Annotated in this window: 12 protein-coding genes; 6 read left to right on the top strand and 6 right to left on the bottom strand. The window is 35.9% G+C overall.

Annotation, left to right across the window (positions count from 1 at the left end; genetic code table 11):
- The first annotated feature begins 128 nt into the window (after positions 1–128).
- The 4 genes from ACTIEI_RS09770 (at position 129) to htpG (ending at position 6861) form a co-directional block, all read left to right on the top strand.
- On the top strand, positions 129–2639 hold the full coding sequence (locus ACTIEI_RS09770; RefSeq protein WP_439506107.1) for a hypothetical protein: 2511 nt from the start codon (positions 129–131) through the stop codon (positions 2637–2639).
- The gene (locus ACTIEI_RS09765) at positions 2636–3982 is read left to right on the top strand and encodes a DUF5689 domain-containing protein (protein WP_439506106.1); all 1347 of its coding nucleotides are present in this window, start codon (positions 2636–2638) and stop codon (positions 3980–3982) included. The genes ACTIEI_RS09770 and ACTIEI_RS09765 overlap by 4 nt, the downstream gene beginning before the upstream one ends.
- Before the next feature lie 54 nt (positions 3983–4036).
- Entirely contained in the window at positions 4037–4882 is an 846-nt protein-coding gene (locus ACTIEI_RS09760; RefSeq protein WP_439506105.1) for a hypothetical protein, read from the top strand.
- Between the two features lie 101 nt (positions 4883–4983).
- The gene (gene htpG / locus ACTIEI_RS09755; protein ID WP_439506104.1) at positions 4984–6861 is read left to right on the top strand and encodes a molecular chaperone HtpG; all 1878 of its coding nucleotides are present in this window, start codon (positions 4984–4986) and stop codon (positions 6859–6861) included.
- Here htpG and recJ read toward each other — a convergent pair.
- Both recJ and ACTIEI_RS09745 read right to left on the bottom strand, forming a co-directional pair.
- Positions 6821–8533, bottom strand: coding sequence for a single-stranded-DNA-specific exonuclease RecJ (recJ, locus tag ACTIEI_RS09750; protein WP_439506103.1), 1713 nt, complete (start codon positions 8531–8533; stop codon positions 6821–6823). The genes htpG and recJ overlap by 41 nt on opposite strands.
- Entirely contained in the window at positions 8533–9495 is a 963-nt protein-coding gene (locus ACTIEI_RS09745) for a polyprenyl synthetase family protein (protein ID WP_439506102.1), read from the bottom strand. The genes recJ and ACTIEI_RS09745 overlap by 1 nt, the downstream gene beginning before the upstream one ends.
- A 182-nt stretch (positions 9496–9677) precedes the next feature.
- Between ACTIEI_RS09745 and ACTIEI_RS09740 the strand changes: the two genes are divergently transcribed.
- Positions 9678–11219 carry an OmpA family protein gene (locus tag ACTIEI_RS09740; protein ID WP_439506101.1) on the top strand — a complete coding sequence of 514 codons (1542 nt, stop codon included), beginning with the start codon at positions 9678–9680 and terminating at the stop codon, positions 11217–11219.
- A gap of 108 nt (positions 11220–11327) precedes the next feature.
- Here the strand turns inward: ACTIEI_RS09740 and hxpB are convergent, their stop codons facing one another.
- On the bottom strand, positions 11328–11990 hold the full coding sequence (gene hxpB / locus ACTIEI_RS09735) for a hexitol phosphatase HxpB (RefSeq protein WP_439506100.1): 663 nt from the start codon (positions 11988–11990) through the stop codon (positions 11328–11330).
- A 68-nt stretch (positions 11991–12058) separates the two neighbouring features.
- Between hxpB and ACTIEI_RS09730 the strand changes: the two genes are divergently transcribed.
- The gene (locus ACTIEI_RS09730) at positions 12059–12826 is read left to right on the top strand and encodes a lysophospholipid acyltransferase family protein (protein ID WP_439506099.1); all 768 of its coding nucleotides are present in this window, start codon (positions 12059–12061) and stop codon (positions 12824–12826) included.
- Between the two features lie 12 nt (positions 12827–12838).
- On the opposite strand, the gene ACTIEI_RS09725 is transcribed toward ACTIEI_RS09730, so the two are convergent.
- From ACTIEI_RS09725 to ACTIEI_RS09715, 3 genes are read right to left on the bottom strand one after another with little or no spacing between them, the layout of a single operon-like run.
- Positions 12839–13354, bottom strand: a complete 516-nt coding sequence (locus tag ACTIEI_RS09725) for an acyl-CoA thioesterase (RefSeq protein WP_439506098.1) — start codon at positions 13352–13354, stop codon at positions 12839–12841.
- A 49-nt stretch (positions 13355–13403) separates the two neighbouring features.
- Positions 13404–14501 carry a mandelate racemase/muconate lactonizing enzyme family protein gene (locus ACTIEI_RS09720; protein WP_439506097.1) on the bottom strand — a complete coding sequence of 366 codons (1098 nt, stop codon included), beginning with the start codon at positions 14499–14501 and terminating at the stop codon, positions 13404–13406.
- 16 nt (positions 14502–14517) lie between these two features.
- A complete protein-coding gene (locus tag ACTIEI_RS09715; protein WP_439506096.1) occupies positions 14518–15615 on the bottom strand; it encodes an FAD-binding domain-containing protein in 1098 nt (365 codons plus the stop codon).
- Positions 15616–15618 lie beyond the last annotated feature (3 nt).

Below are 15618 nucleotides of genomic sequence, written 5' to 3'. Positions count from 1 at the left end.
TTTGCCGAATTAAAGCGGTTTTTTAAACGGCAGGTATTCAAGTATTCAACACAAATATTTTGTATGCCTTGGTACTTTATTATAAAGTCGATAGTTTTAATTGTTTGTAATTCCGCAAGTAGATTTTTATGCGGGTTATTTTATTTTTATTTGGGTTGATTAATGCTGTTGCCTTTTCACAGCCACCTACTAAATCAACTTTATTTAAACGCAAAAATCAATTCATTGATAGTAGTTTAGATAAGGAAGGGTGGAAGTATTTTCAAGACCAGTATACCAATGAAGCGCTAATAGCGGAAGGGGATGAGGAGCAACCTTTTGTCCCTTCCATTTTACAGTCGGGTAAAGACTTATTCAGTGCTTTAACTGGTTTTAGTTTTAGTATTAGACGATTTAGGTTAAAGGGATTGAGTAATCGGTATTCCACTAATTCCATCCACGAAATACCAATGAATCAATTGTCTGATGGAACAATTCCTTGGGCTAGTTGGGGTGGTTTAAATGAAGTCACTTCCAATAATCAATTTGCTACTGGATTACGTAATAATGAGTATCAATTCGGTTCATTTGGTTCAGCAGTATTTATGCAGCTAAATTCAAGTAAATTTTTCCCGCAAACTACTTTAACGATAAATTTCTCTAATCGAAATTATCATCAACGAATTGCATTTACACAAGTAATACCACTTAATAAAAATGGATGGTCTTTTGCATATAGCTTCTCCTATAAAATGGGTGAAGGAGGGAGGCTTCTTGCTAATTCATTCAATGGGTTTGCCTATTTCTTGTCCGTTGATAAACGGTTTAAAAATCAATTATGGTCGCTTGTTTTAGTGGGGAACAAACAGGCTAATACTAGAACCGCAGCCATTACTGATGAGTTAGTTCGTTTATCTAATTCAACTTTGTATCAGCCAGGATGGGGGTTGCAGGCAGGAAAAGTAAGAAACGCGAATTGGCAATATAGCCATCAACCCATTTTTATTTTGTCTCATGAATACCAAGCTTCTTCTCAAATAAAACAGGTGAGTTCGGTATTGTTGAGTGTTGGGGAAAAGTATAACACTGGATTAGATTGGTACAATGCTTCAGATCCTCGGCCTGATTATTATCGGTATTTACCTTCTTTTTATAAAGACAGTTTAATGTCTTCTGTTGTTGCCAATCAATTTTTTACTAACCCTTTACAATTGCAAATTGATTGGGATAAGATGTATTGGATAAACCAATATAGTTCTACCGATAGAAGAGCAAAGTACTTGTTAGAAGACCGAGTTGAAAAATCAAAAAAACTTACATTCAATACTAGGTATGCTATACGGTTTTCCCCTAAGCTTGTATTGACTCTTCAAGGTCAATATAAGCTAGAGCAGTATGAATATTTTAAAAGAGTGAATGACTTGTTGGGGGCTGCTTATTCTATCAACTATAATCAATTTGCCGCTGAAAATTTACCAGGGAGTACCACTATTCAAAACGATTTAAAATATCCAGATAAACAATTGTTGATTGGAGATTTATTCGGGTATCACTACAAAATGCGTTTGCATCAATGGCTGGGAATGGGGCAGTTAGTATTGAACTTGCCGAAATTCGATTTTTTTGCTGGACTTGAATATACTTATACAAGTTATCAGCGTGAAGGGGTTTTTCAAAATGGAATTTTCCCCAATAATTCTTATGGTAGATCTCCACAAGACTATTTTAAAAATGGACAAATAAAAATAGGAGCTACCTATAAAATGAATGGACGAAATTATTTTTATTTTCATGGTGCCTATACGAGTAAACCACCATTGGTCAATGATTTGTATTTGTCTCCAAGAATAAACTCCAATAAACAATTTTTAGCTTCCAATGAAAATGCCATTATGTTAGAAGCAGGGTACTTGTTAAATGCTCCAACTATTAAGGTTCGGTTTAATGGTTATCTCATTCAAATAAGGGGTGCCATGGATGTTTTGAGTTTTTATCATGATGGGTATAGAAATTTAGTCAATTATGGTTTGTCTAATATTGGTACTAATTTATTAGGGGTAGAATTTAGTTCGGCGTATTCATTCAACACCAATTTAACGTTGAATACTGCTTTCAATTTAGGAAGATATACCTATCAGGGTAGACCCAACTATATTGTGGTAGCCGATAATGAGCTGCATGCTTTAGAAAGTGGTGTTTTGTATACTAACAAGTTTCCTGTAACAGGTACACCCCAATTGTCTTTTTTGAGTGGGTTGGTTTATCGGTACAATAGTAATTTATTTTTGAGTATCAGTAGCGCTTATATGAGTAATCAATGGATTTCCTTTAATCCTATTCGAAGAACTTATGATGCTGGTCAAAATTGGAGACCAGGACAAGACCCCTCTTTACTTTCAAGTCCAACTGCTTTGCCAAGTGCATTTGTGTTTGATTTTTCTGCAGGGTATAGTTTTCGTCTAAAAAAATTCAAAGACGGGCATGCTTACTACTTGCAATGTTTTTTAGGCATTAACAATTTTTTGAATCAACCTATTATTACTGGTGGTTACGAACAGTTACGCTTTGATGCACAGGGTGCTGACTTAAATAAATTTCCTAACAAATATTATTTCAGTGCAGGTGCGCTGTATTCACTCAGTTTAAAATGGAAATTATGAATACTATCGTGTTTATTAAATTATTGATTGTCTGCATTTTTTCGGGCTTTTTGTTGCAGGGATGCATTAAGCAATTTGATTCGCCCCCTGCTTATTCAGGCACAAATTTACAAGCGAATACTTCTATTAGATCTTTATATGATTCTCATATTGCTGGTAATACTGAAAAGTTTGTTGATAATGAAATTATTACAGGAATTGTAACTGCTAATGACGAAAAGGATAATTTTTATAAGTCAATCGTTTTGCAAGATAGTACTGCTGCTATTACTATTCGGTTGGATGGTTTTGGTTTATCTGCTCAATTTCCACTTGGGATGCGTATAATGGTAAAACTAAATGGTTTATGGATGGGTGAGTATGGTGGAATGTTGCAAATAGGTGGTGGCGTTGATCGTACTGATCCAATGTTTGCTGAATTACTGCCGGTGCCAGCCCCTTTGTTTAGTAAGCATTTATTGGGTGTTCAATTGGAAGCTATGCCTAAACCTATTGATGTAACGTATCATCAATTAAACGATTCATTGCACAGTAGATTAGTACGGTTGAATAATATTGAGTTAGCAATTGCAGATACAGCAAAATCATACGGGGATCCTATTAATAAATTGACTGTAAGTCATTCATTGAAGTTTTGTACTGGTGGAACTGTTTATTTACGAACAAGTGGTTTTGCTTCTTTCGCGGCAATAAAAACGCCTAATGGTAGTGGTTCTATTGTTGGCATTTATTCGGAGTTTGGCTCTCAAAGACAATTAATGATTAGAGACACTAACGATGTATTACTCACACAAAATAGGTGTGTGGGTATTGGCCCAAGTGTTTTGTTTTATGAAGACTTTGAACAGGCGATTCCTAATTCCATACTCAATTTGCCAAATTGGAATAATCTTTCGGAATCCGGTAAACTGATGTATCAAGTTCAAACTCATCAAAATAATCAATTTGCTAGTATTTCAGCTTTAGGAACCAATGAGTCCGCATTAATTAGTTGGTTGGTTTTACCTTCAATTCAATTGAATCAAACTGTTGGAGAGCAATTGAGTTTCTTGAGTAGGGATGCTTTTGATAATGGGGCTAATTTGCAGATTTTAGTTTCTAATAATTATGATGGGAAAGGCCAGCCATGGAAAGCCAAATGGACGAATTTAAAAGCAAATTTTTCAAAAGGGGCTTTAGGAGGACTTGGGCCCATTTGGGTTAAATCGGGGAATATTTCTTTGTCTAATTTAACGGGATCAGTTCATCTTGCTTTTAAATATACCGGTAGTGATTTTGGCTTGGCGGGGTCAAAAAAAAATACCCAGTTCTGGGTAGATGATGTTAAAATTACCACTCAATAGGCTCTTTTAAGGGCATTTTGGCCATAAACCACATGATTTTGTTAACTTAGTACTATGTTAACCGCAACCGATTTGACGGGAGAGGAAACGCAAGAAAAGAAAAATCCAAGATTCCTCCTGCTTATACTAGTACTTTTTATTATGGCTGGTATAGGTTATATGGCTTTTTTATGGATATTTAAAAGCGAAAAAATTGTTACAAAAGTTCCTGAGCAAACAGTGGTTGATGCAAGTGCGCAGGCTTGGTATGATGAGCAAAAAAAAATAATGGAAGCTCAAATGAATAGCCAGCCTACTCTTGATAGTTCGGCCGAGCGTATGGTTGCTGTTGTAATTGATTCTTCCACAATAACTGAAACAAGAACCAAAGAATCAGCTATTCCCGTCACTGTAAAACCCGAAGATGTTGCTGTAAAGCCTTTATTAACGAAGCCTAAAACGGTTATTAAATCAAACATTCGTAAGATACAGTTACCAGAAAATATTAAACAAACTGAAAAAAAAATAAGCACTCCACCTAACTTCAATAATAAAAAAGTGGAAGCTTTTTTTATCCCTCGACAAAGTAATCCTAGCAGCAATGAAATAAAGGAAAACCGCAATAGCAAAGAAATGAAGGATATTGTTCCCAACAATACGCCTATTACCAATGAGGAACTAGAGCGTTTTATGCGTTTATTCCCAGATAAGAAAACGTACATTCAGTTTATTGGTTATACCAAACCCACAACTGAGATGGATGCGGCTAAAAAGTATATTGTTCAATTTTTGCGTCAAAACGGATATTCCGAAGTAAATGATCAATGGAATTTTTGGTACGATCATACCGCCATTAAAGAAGTACATTATGGACAATCTGGAGTCAATGGGGCTAATTTTTACATTCCCAGCTTCCGGTAATCTCCCATTTTTCTGTCAAAATTTATTCGTTTAAGTGCATTTTCCTCTGTTATTTGTCATCCTGTCAGCAAATACTCAATTGGTACTTTCTTTGACAAGTCATGGAAAAATACATTGATATGCAAAAAGGACAGATTCGCGTTCAGACGGAGAATATTTTCCCTATTATTAAAAAGTTCTTATACAGCGACCACGAAATTTTCCTAAGAGAATTAGTAAGTAATGCTACTGATGCAACTCAAAAAATTAAAACTTTATCCTCAATTGGAGAGGCAAAAGGTGAGTTGGGTGAACTCCGCATAGATGTTAAGCTAGATGCCAAAGAGAAGACCATTACCATTGAAGATTGTGGGGTGGGAATGACTAAAGAAGAAGTAGATAAATATCTTAACCAAGTAGCATTTAGTGGTGCAGAAGAGTTTTTAACGAAATATAAAGATGCGAGTATCATTGGGCATTTTGGATTGGGTTTTTATAGTGCTTTCATGGTTGCTTCTAAAGTAGAAGTGTTAACCCAAAGCTACCAAGAAGATGCTGCAACAGTTTACTGGAGTTGTGATGGTAGCCCTGAGTTTGAATTGTATGAAGTGGAGAAAAAACAGCGCGGTACTAGGATTATTTTATATGTTAATGAAGAGAGTGCTGAATTTTTAGATGCTTACAAATTGAAAGGAATTTTAGAAAAATTCTGTAAGTTTTTGCCAATCCCCATTTTTTTTACGGATGTGAATGCCGAAGTAAAGAAAGACGATGAAAAAGAAGCTGAAAAGTCGATTAATAATACCAATCCTATTTGGGTTAAAAAACCAAGTGAACTTACTAAAGAAGATTACGAAAAATTCTATCGTGAATTATATCCATTTGGTGAAACGCCTTTATTTTGGATACATCTAAATGTAGATTATCCATTTAATTTAACTGGAGTATTGTATTTCCCAAAGATTAAGCAGAGCTACGAAATTCAGAAAGATAAGATTCAGTTGTACTGTAACCAAGTTTTTGTAACGGATGAAGTAAAAGATATTGTACCTGAATTCTTAATGTTATTGCATGGTGTAATTGACAGTCCGGATATTCCTTTAAACGTTAGTAGAAGCTATTTGCAGGGCGATCCAAATGTTAGAAAAATTAATGCCCATATCACTAAAAAGGTAGCAGATAAATTAGAAGAAATTTTCAAAAATGATCGTGCTGAGTTTGAACAAAAATGGGAAAGTTTGGGCTTGTTTGTGAAGTATGGAATGATGACCGACGACAAATTCCTAGATAAAGCCAACAAGTTTTTGGTAATGGAAAATGTGGATGGCAAATTCTTTACTCTAGACGAATACAAAACGGCAACAGAAGCTTTACAAAAAAATAAAGAAGGGAAACATATTGTATTGTATACTACTAATCCTGTTCAACAAGACGCCTATATTCAAGCATGTAAATTGAAGGGATACGAAGTAGTAAAGATGGAAACCTTGGTAGACGCTGCATTCTTGAATACGATGGAAATGAAGTGGGAGAATACCAGTTTTGTAAGAGTAGATGCGGATATCGTAGATAATTTAATTGATAAACAAGAGAGTAATGAATCTGTATTAAGCAAGGATGAAACAGAGCAATTGAAATCTTTATTTACCCTACAAATTCCTGAATTAAATGTAACCACAGAAGTAAAAGGATTAAGTACTGATTCGGCACCTGTTATTGCCACTCGTCCTGAGTTTATGCGTAGGATGAAAGATATGGGTGCTGCTGGTGGCGGAATGACTGCATTTTATGCTCAAATGCCAGATGAAGTGACCTTGACAGTGAATGGTAATCACCCCGTATTCCAAACAATTTTAAAAGAGAATAATGAAGACCTTAAAACCAAGCAGGTAAGAAATTTAGCTGATTTGGCTTTGTTGTCACAAGGATTATTGAAGGGATCGGAGCTGACTAACTTTATTAATCGTTCTGTACAGATGATGCAGGTAGGAGGTCAATAACTTTTAGTTGCAAATTGGTATTGCCTTGCCATTCGTTTTCATCTATTGTAAAAACAATGTCGATTGGTTGACCATCTTGCAATATTGAAAATTTATCGGCCATATTAAACCCGATACCCGATAAAATAATATCATCTTGTTTTAATACCACTCTAAGATGCAGGTCTTTTACCACTTTGGAAAAGCCTGCATCTTTCACATTTTTAGCCATAAATACCGGTCGCATATTATCAGGTCCGAATGGTTCCATTTGCTTGATTATATTATAAAGCGAGGTGGTTATATCTTTGAAATTGATTTCAGCATTAATGATCAACTCTGGCGTCAACTGTTCAGGGGTAATGGTTCTTGTTACTTCTGCCTCAAATGCTGCTTTAAATGATTCAATTTGATTGGTAGCTAATGTCATTCCAGCTGCTGCAAAATGTCCTCCATATCCTAATAAGTGTGCTCTGCATGCGTGAATTGCTTCATATAAATTAAAACCTGAAACACTTCTTGCACTTCCAGCTGCATATTCACCACTCTTTGTTAATACAATAGTAGGCCTATAAAAGGTTTCAATCAATCTACTGGCAACAATACCTACAACACCTTTATGCCAATGTTCATTATATAAGACGGTTGATTTTCTGTTTTTATTTTCTGGATCAGCAGCAAGCATTTCCATCGCTTCTATTGTAATAGAACTATCTGCTTCTCTTCGATCCGTATTGTCACTATGTAAAATATTGGCAAATTCGATAGCAGCAATGGGGTCTTTCTCAATAAATAATTGTACTGCTTTTTTTGCATCATCCATTCTGCCTGCTGCATTAATTCTAGGCGCAATTACAAAAACTAAACTTGTCAAACTCATCGGGCCTTTTGCCTTAGATAAAGTTAATAATGCTTCAATGCCAACAGACGGTTTAGTATTCACTTTTTGAATTCCAAAGAATGCCAATGTTCTATTTTCACCTGTTACAGGAACAATATCTGCGGCAATTGCAATGGCTACCAGGTCTATGAATTGCAGGTAGGTTTCTGCAGGCAAATTGAGTTTCTCCGTTAATGCCATCATCAGCTTAAACCCTACCCCGCATCCACACAATTCTTTGTAAGGGTAGGCGCAGTCAATTTGTTTGGGATTTAATATTGCAGCTGCTACTGGCACATCGTTATCTGGTAAATGATGATCGCATACTATAAAATCTATCCCTAGCGTTTTTGCATAAGCAATTAATTCAGCTGATTTAATTCCACAGTCTAAGGAAATAATTAAGGTAAATCCCTGTTCTTTTGCGTAATCAATGCCAATTTTTGAAATCCCATATCCCTCTTTGTATCTATGTGGGATATAAAATTCGATAGGGTTATGTAGCGACTTTAGAAACTGGTACATGCTTGCTACGGAAGTAGTTCCATCCACATCATAATCTCCGTAAACTAAAATTTTTTCTTTCTGTTCAAAAGCAAGTAGAATGCGGTCTACTGCTTTGTGCATGTCTTTCATTAACCATGGACTGTGCAACTGATTAAGGGATGGTCTAAAAAAAGCTTTGGCTTTTTCATAATCAGTTATTCCTCTTTGAACAAGGATAGCACATAATATGGAATTGATTTTTAAAGAGGCTTGCAGAGCGGCAACTTCGGCTGAATTAACCGGTAATATGTTCCATCTTTTTTGCATTAATATTCTCTATCTGTTGTATATCTAACCAATTCCTCCAAAGCATCTCTAACGGGCGAAGATGGAAACCGATATAATAATGCCAATGCTTCATCTCGGTAACTAAACATTTTTTTTGTGGCATAATCAATGCCCCCCAAATCTTCTACTTGTTTAATAACAAAAGCAACTTTTTCTTTTTGGGTGTTTTGATTTTTGATAATGTAAATAATTTCCTTTCTGACAGAAGCAGTGCAATTGTTTAGGACATAAATCAATGGCAGGGTCAATTTCTTTTCTTTAATATCATTGCCTGTAGGCTTTCCAATGTCTTTACTACTATAATCGAACAAATCATCCTTGATTTGAAAGGCCATTCCCACTTTTTCGCCGAATAGTCTCATAGTTTCAATGTCTGCAGGGTCAGAGAAAGTAGTGGCAGCCCCTGCAGCACATGCTGATGCTAGCAAGGAAGCTGTTTTGCCATTTATTATTTCATAATAAACCGACTCACTTAAATTTAGGTTCCTTGATTTTTCAATTTGTAAAAGTTCTCCTTCACTCATCAGTCTTACCGCTTCTGAAAGAATTCTTAAGACTTCGTGGTCTTTGTTGTTTAAGGACAGCAATAATCCCTTTGAAAGCAAATAATCACCTACTAAAACGGCAATTTTATTTTTCCAGAGCGCATTTATAGAGAAAAAACCTCTTCTTTCCATTGATTCATCAACCACATCATCGTGTACAAGTGTTGCTGTATGTAATAATTCAACTAATGAAGCGGCCCGAAAAGTACTGTTGTCTATAGATCCTCCTAAGCGGGCGCTTAATAGCACAAACATTGGTCTAAGCTGCTTTCCTTTACGCTTGACAATGTATTGCATAATCCGGTCTAATAATGCCACCCTGCTCTTTACTGCCTCTCTAAAATGAACTTCAAATTGCTCCAGTTCGCTCGAAATAACTTTTTTTGCTAAATTCATGTTATAATTATGCTGCAATATACCTATGAATATGACAAAATAAACTGTTAAAAGCAGCGTTTATACTATATTCGCAGTCAATAGCTATCGTATACCCCCCTTTGATAGTAAATTTTAGGATTTATATAAAAAATAAGTACTTTTACAGCGATTATAATTAATTATTAAATCAAATATCGATTATGGCAAGCAAGAAGCTTCTTTTACTAGTTGTTCTATTTGTGTTCGCGCAAGTAACAACTAACGCACAAACAAACTGGGGTTGGGATTGGAAAGATACCTCCAAAGTAGCAGTGAAAGATCTGCCCCAGCACAATGAATTTATGAATAACCAGTACCCTTACCCTGCAAAACCAAGAAGTCAGTGGGAAATTGGTCTAGGTGTTGGACCATCTTGGATTGGTGGAGACGTAAAATCTAAATTAGGTTTTGCTCTAGGCGTTTCTGCAAGAAAGTCTTTAGGACATATCTTCTCAGTAAGAGGTTCGATTGACGTTGCAAGAAATTCTGGCGCACCAAGCTTATATGGAACTACTTTGTTGCCTGTTCCTCAAGTTGCTTATGTAAATAAAATGATGGCATTAGGCTTAGATGTTATCGCTTCTTTAAATACACCTAGCTACTATAGAGGCAACCCTAAAACAAATATTTATGTTTTAGCTGGATATAGCATTGTTGGTAGCAAAACTTTCTATGCAGATCCTGCTGGTCAACAATTAGGTGGTGGTTACAACGTTTTTTATGGTCAACGCCCAGGTCAGGCTAATACTCAAGATGGTTTAATCACCAGAATGGGTGGAGCTTCAACTAACGCAGTTGGACTAATGCATGCTTTTAACTTAGGTTTTGGAGCAGCTTTCAAAGTAAACGATAGAATTAGTATTGGATTAGAACAAAAGTTCATTTTCAGTGCAAAAGCTTATGACTATTTAGATGCTTGGAAAGATGTTAGAAATGACAACGGTGATCATATCAGCATGACTACTGCTAAAGTAAACATCAATATTGGTGATCAAAGCAAAAGAGTTCAACCTCTTTACTGGATCAATCCAAATAATTATATCTACAATGAGTTAAATGCCCCTAAGCATATGAAAATGCCTAAAGTGGTTTTACCTGATGCAGATAAAGATGGTGTAACTGATCAATTTGATATGGAACCAAATACTCCAGCTGGTGCTCCAGTTGATTCTCATGGTGTTTCTAAAGACACTGATGGTGATGGAGTTCCTGATTACAGAGATAAAGAATTATTGACTTCTCAAAAATGTTTCCCTGTAAATAACGATGGTATCGGTACTTGTCCTGAGAATCCTTGCTGCAAGGAAATCAAGGAAATGGTAACTAATATGCAAGCTAACATGAAGCCTAGCTGTACTATTAGTGCATTACCTAGCGTTCAATTTAAAGGTGCGACTACCAAGTTAAGTAAAGATGCAATGGTGGTATTAAGTGCTGCTGCTGCTCAATTGAAAGCAAACCCAACTTGTAATGTTAAAGTAATTGGTTACGGTGCAACTAGCAAAGCAGCTCAACAACAAAGCTGGGAGCGTGTTAATGCGGTAATCAAGTACTTAGTTGAAAAGCAAGGTATAGCTGAAAGCAGATTGTTATTTGTTTATGCTCAGGATGGTAAAGCCAACACTGTAGATTTACAAGGAACTACTGAAGAAGGTCCTAATAGCGTACCTGCTCCTCATCCAAACTTGAAAAGCAGAAATTAATTATAATTATTATAATGTAAAAAAGCCCCGAAATTTCGGGGCTTTTTTATTTGGAATATTTTTAAAAAAATAGTGAAAAAGCTAGTGATTGCGGAGCGCGTAAAAATATTAGCTGTTTAAGCGATCAAAATGAAGCTCACCAAAATTTTGTAGAGAACTCAATTTTAAGTCTGCAGCACCCCAGCGCTCATCCTTGTTAAGAGAGTGGTGTGGAATAACCACACATTTCATTCTGGCTGCTTTTGCAGCAATTAAGCCATTAAATGAGTCTTCAAAACAGATACATTCGGTTGGATGGCTATTCATTGCTTCGGCACAGTTTAAATAAACTTGTGGATGCGGCTTTCCATATGGCAGGTACTCTGCAGAAGCAGTAGCGGACAAATAGGGGGCAATGCCAGTCATTTTTACCACTAAATCAATTAAAGAGGGAGGTGAGGAAGTTGCAAGACCAATCTTAAACTGTTTATTGGCAAAAAAATCAAAGATATGAGGTACCCCTGGCATAATTCCAGCTTTATCTTCAATTCTTTTTAATACGCCGTCAACAATTATTTTTTCTGATTCAGCCGCATGTTGTTGGTCTATTTTGAAATAGTCAAACCATAGTTGAACAAATTCTTTTGTTCTTAAGCCTGTAGTACTCGTATACATTGCATCTGTAAGCTTTACACCAAATTGGTTGAATAACTCTGTTGCAGCTTCATGCCATAATGGTTCACTGTCAATTAATAAACCATCTATATCAAAAATTACCGTGGTTAGTGCCATTTCTTATTTTTCTGGTGCAAATGTATAATACATTCCTTATTTTGCACCGCTGGCCAATTATTATCGACATGAATTTAGTGGAGAGAATAAAAAATATACGCATTGTTAGATCGTTCGTTTATGGAATAGTAGGGATGGCAACTTATCCTGGACTTACCTTAGTTAACTCTATCAAAATTGAGGGTACCGAACACTTGCGTAAACTTCCAAAGAACAATGTTCTATTTGTGAGTAACCACCAAACGTATTTTGCGGATGTAATTACATTCATACATATTTTTTGTGCTGTTAAATGGCGAAAGAAAAATAAACTTGGTTTACCTTACTATTTGCTCAATCCTTTTACAAATCTCTATTTTGTTGCTGCTGAAGAAACAATGAACGGTAGTATGATTAGTCGTTTGTTCAAATTAGCGGGTGCGCTCACAGTTAAAAGAACCTGGAGAGCAGAAGGACAAGATATTAATAGGAATAGGGACGAATCAGATACACAAAAAATTGATCAGGCACTAAATAAGAGTTGGGTAATTACCTTTCCACAAGGCACGACCAAGCCTTTTGCCCCAGGGAGAAAGGGTACAGCGCATATCATTAAGAATAATCAGCCTGTTGTTGTGCCTGTTGTTATCAATGGATTTTGGAGGGCTTTTACCAAAAAAGGCCTAAGCTTTAAAAAGAAAGGTTCCATTTTATCTGTACGATTTAAAGAACCGATGGTAATTGATTACACTCAATCCGTTGAAGAGATTCTAGATCAGGTGATGGAAGCCATTGAGCAGAGTAAGAACTTCATGCTCAAGGGCAAACACCATCTAATGAGTAAATTAGATAAATAACTTTAACAGAACTTAGTCTTTAAAGAATAAAGCTTTTAGTTCACTTGCATCGTCTGGCTTCATTTTGCCACCAAGAATAAGTCTTAATTGTCTTCTTCTTAAAGCTCCGTCGAATAATCTTTTTTCGTCTTCCGTTTCAGGAATTAACGCTGGTACTGTTCTTGGTTTTCCATTTGGATCTAATGCTACAAAAGTGAAAAATGCTTCATTGCTTTCATATTTGTATTGGTGCAATAAATCTTCTCCCCAAACTTTTATATGTATTTCCATCGAAGTATTAAAAGCCCTACACACTTTTGCTTGAATATGAACTACATTACCAAGTTTGATAGGGTTTTTAAAGCTTAAGTTATCTACAGAGGCCGTCATGCTTGGTGTGTTGGAATGCTTTCCAGCAGCAATCCCTGCAGCAATATCCATCCAATACATCAACCTGCCACCCATTAAATTACCAAATGTGTTGGTATCATTGGGTAAAACCAACTCATTCATTATTGTAAAACTCTCACTCGACTTTTTCGCTTCCATATTTATTTATTATGCTACAAATATAACATGGCTAAAGTTGTAGTTTTGTTTAAATAGTAATGCTTTCAAGGGTTTCTAAAAAAGTTGGATCTACGCTTGCGCCAATGCCAGGTGTGTCATTCACCAATAACTCCATGCCTTTGTATTGTGCCCCACCTAAAACAGGATCAGTTTTATGACCCAATAGGCAGGTGTCTAAATCATAAAAAATAATATTTTGCATAGCCATTGCAAAATGCACTTTGGCAGTAAGTGCTAGCCGACTCTCTAGCATTCCCCCCATCATACAAGAAATATTGTTTGCTTCTGCTATATCATTTATTTTAATTGCTTCTGTAATACCTCCACTTTTTGCAAACTTTATATTGATGGAAGCGCAGGCTTTATTGCGAATGACTCTTTCCGCATCATGATGTGTATACACCGATTCATCTGCCATTAAAGGAATAGGAGAGATGGTACAAAGTTGTGGTAAAAATTCATCATTGTAGGTTCGCATGGGTTGTTCGCAAAATTCAATTTGATAATCTCCTAATGCAGTTAGTGCAGTCACTGCCTCTTCGTAAGACCAGCCTTGGTTGGCATCAATTCTAATGGTGGTATTATATCCTATTGCAGCACGAATCGCTTTAATGCGTTCAATGTCTATTATATGGTTCTTTCCAAGTTTAACTTTGATGGTTTCTACTCCTTGATTTACAAATGCGATTGCTTGATCAGCCATTGAAGTAGGGCTATCAATTCCTATGGTTAAATCACTTACGATTTTTCTTTTTTTACCCCCTAAATAGGCATATAAGGGTTGGTTCAATCTTTTTGCAGCAATATCATGTAAAGCAATATCAAATGCACTTTTAGCGGTATAATTTCTTGCTGTGAACCCTTCTAATTCTTGCATACGGGCTTCAATATCTAATGGGTCTTTATGTTTAAAAATCGCTGCAAAAGCTTTGCCCATTTCATAACAAGTTGCTTGTGTTTCTCCAACTATCATTGGAAATGCAGAACATTCTCCATAGCCAGAAATACCTTCATCAGTATTTATAATCACTAATAAATTTTGTGCAAAATCCATTGTGCCTGTAGCAATGGTAAAAGGCACCATCGGGATTGAATAGCGATAAATTTGTATAGATGTAATTAGCATCAGCAAATTTCTCTATTTATTGATAATGACGTTCACATTTTTTCCAATAACTAAAAAAACTCCCATGATATTGATGAACTTGATCGAATAACCAGGCCCTGGGTTCTATTTTCCCTTTATAATGATTGTTTAAAGGATGTTCTTTGTAAATAATATTAGGTGTTAGCGCATTTAATGAATCAAAGGATCCTGTATAGATTTGAATTGTTGGAATATTTTTTTGGGCTAGTTCCAATACAAAATCAATCACTTTTTTACTTACAGGATATTGCTCAAAATGGGTAGGTTCTAATAATAAGATTCGGTTTGCATCTAATTCTTTATGCCAATTAGGGTCAATTTGATAGCTATTGTAAATCAGCGTTGGAATATTAGGATTAATATTGGGTGTAGGAGTTGATGGTAATTGAGTATGAAGATCTAGTGCAGTAACGCTTGCCAAGTTGGTTGGGATACCAGTATTAGGTAATTCTTCATAACTATAATCTAGTATAGTTTGGAATTGTTGGCTACCTGCATATTTGTTGATGTTTTCTTGGTTGGCATAATATTTTTTACTGCTGAAACTTCCCGCAACCCATTGCCAACTCAGCATATTGCTTGCAAGATCTCCGTCTAATAAATGATAATACATCCATTTTGCAGGAGTTAGCCAATGGGATTGTCCGATATTACAAGTAAGCATTGCGGTGTACATTCTAGCATGATTATGCATATATCCGGTATGGTACAAATTGTTTATAGCCTGATCTATTGCCTCAATACCTGTGTTGGCCGACTCAATATTCGACGGCATTAAGTAATGGGCTACTTTAATTTGTGCTTGTTTTAAATCGGTGAAAATACCCTCCTGTTTGTGTTGCCAGACTCTTTGGAAAAACTCTCTCCAAGCCAATTCTTGAACTAGTTTCTCTGAAATGTATCTGCCATATTTTGCTACTACTATTTCTTTTATTTGTGGTAGTTGAATTACGCCTCTTGAAATGTATGGAGATAAATAGCTCACCGCTCCATTCATAAAATTTCTGGTACGTTCGTATTGCTTTGCATCTATTTGTTCAATACGTTCAATTATTGCTGTATAATTCGTCGGAAATTCAATGGGATAATTCATATA

Source organism: Sediminibacterium sp. (genome assembly GCF_051860225.1).
Lineage (GTDB): Bacteria > Bacteroidota > Bacteroidia > Chitinophagales > Chitinophagaceae > Sediminibacterium.
This window is presented reverse-complemented; position numbering and strand designations above follow the sequence as displayed.

Coding starts and splice junctions, on each gene's coding strand:
- ACTIEI_RS09770 (WP_439506107.1), top strand. CDS start 129: ATGCGGGTTATTTTATTTTTATTTGGGTTGATTAATGCTGTTGCCTTT.
- ACTIEI_RS09765 (WP_439506106.1), top strand. CDS start 2,636: ATGAATACTATCGTGTTTATTAAATTATTGATTGTCTGCATTTTTTCG.
- ACTIEI_RS09760 (WP_439506105.1), top strand. CDS start 4,037: ATGTTAACCGCAACCGATTTGACGGGAGAGGAAACGCAAGAAAAGAAA.
- htpG (WP_439506104.1), top strand. CDS start 4,984: ATGGAAAAATACATTGATATGCAAAAAGGACAGATTCGCGTTCAGACG.
- recJ (WP_439506103.1), bottom strand. CDS start 8,533: ATGCAAAAAAGATGGAACATATTACCGGTTAATTCAGCCGAAGTTGCC.
- ACTIEI_RS09745 (WP_439506102.1), bottom strand. CDS start 9,495: ATGAATTTAGCAAAAAAAGTTATTTCGAGCGAACTGGAGCAATTTGAA.
- ACTIEI_RS09740 (WP_439506101.1), top strand. CDS start 9,678: ATGGCAAGCAAGAAGCTTCTTTTACTAGTTGTTCTATTTGTGTTCGCG.
- hxpB (WP_439506100.1), bottom strand. CDS start 11,990: ATGGCACTAACCACGGTAATTTTTGATATAGATGGTTTATTAATTGAC.
- ACTIEI_RS09730 (WP_439506099.1), top strand. CDS start 12,059: ATGAATTTAGTGGAGAGAATAAAAAATATACGCATTGTTAGATCGTTC.
- ACTIEI_RS09725 (WP_439506098.1), bottom strand. CDS start 13,354: ATGGAAGCGAAAAAGTCGAGTGAGAGTTTTACAATAATGAATGAGTTG.
- ACTIEI_RS09720 (WP_439506097.1), bottom strand. CDS start 14,501: ATGCTAATTACATCTATACAAATTTATCGCTATTCAATCCCGATGGTG.
- ACTIEI_RS09715 (WP_439506096.1), bottom strand. CDS start 15,615: ATGAATTATCCCATTGAATTTCCGACGAATTATACAGCAATAATTGAA.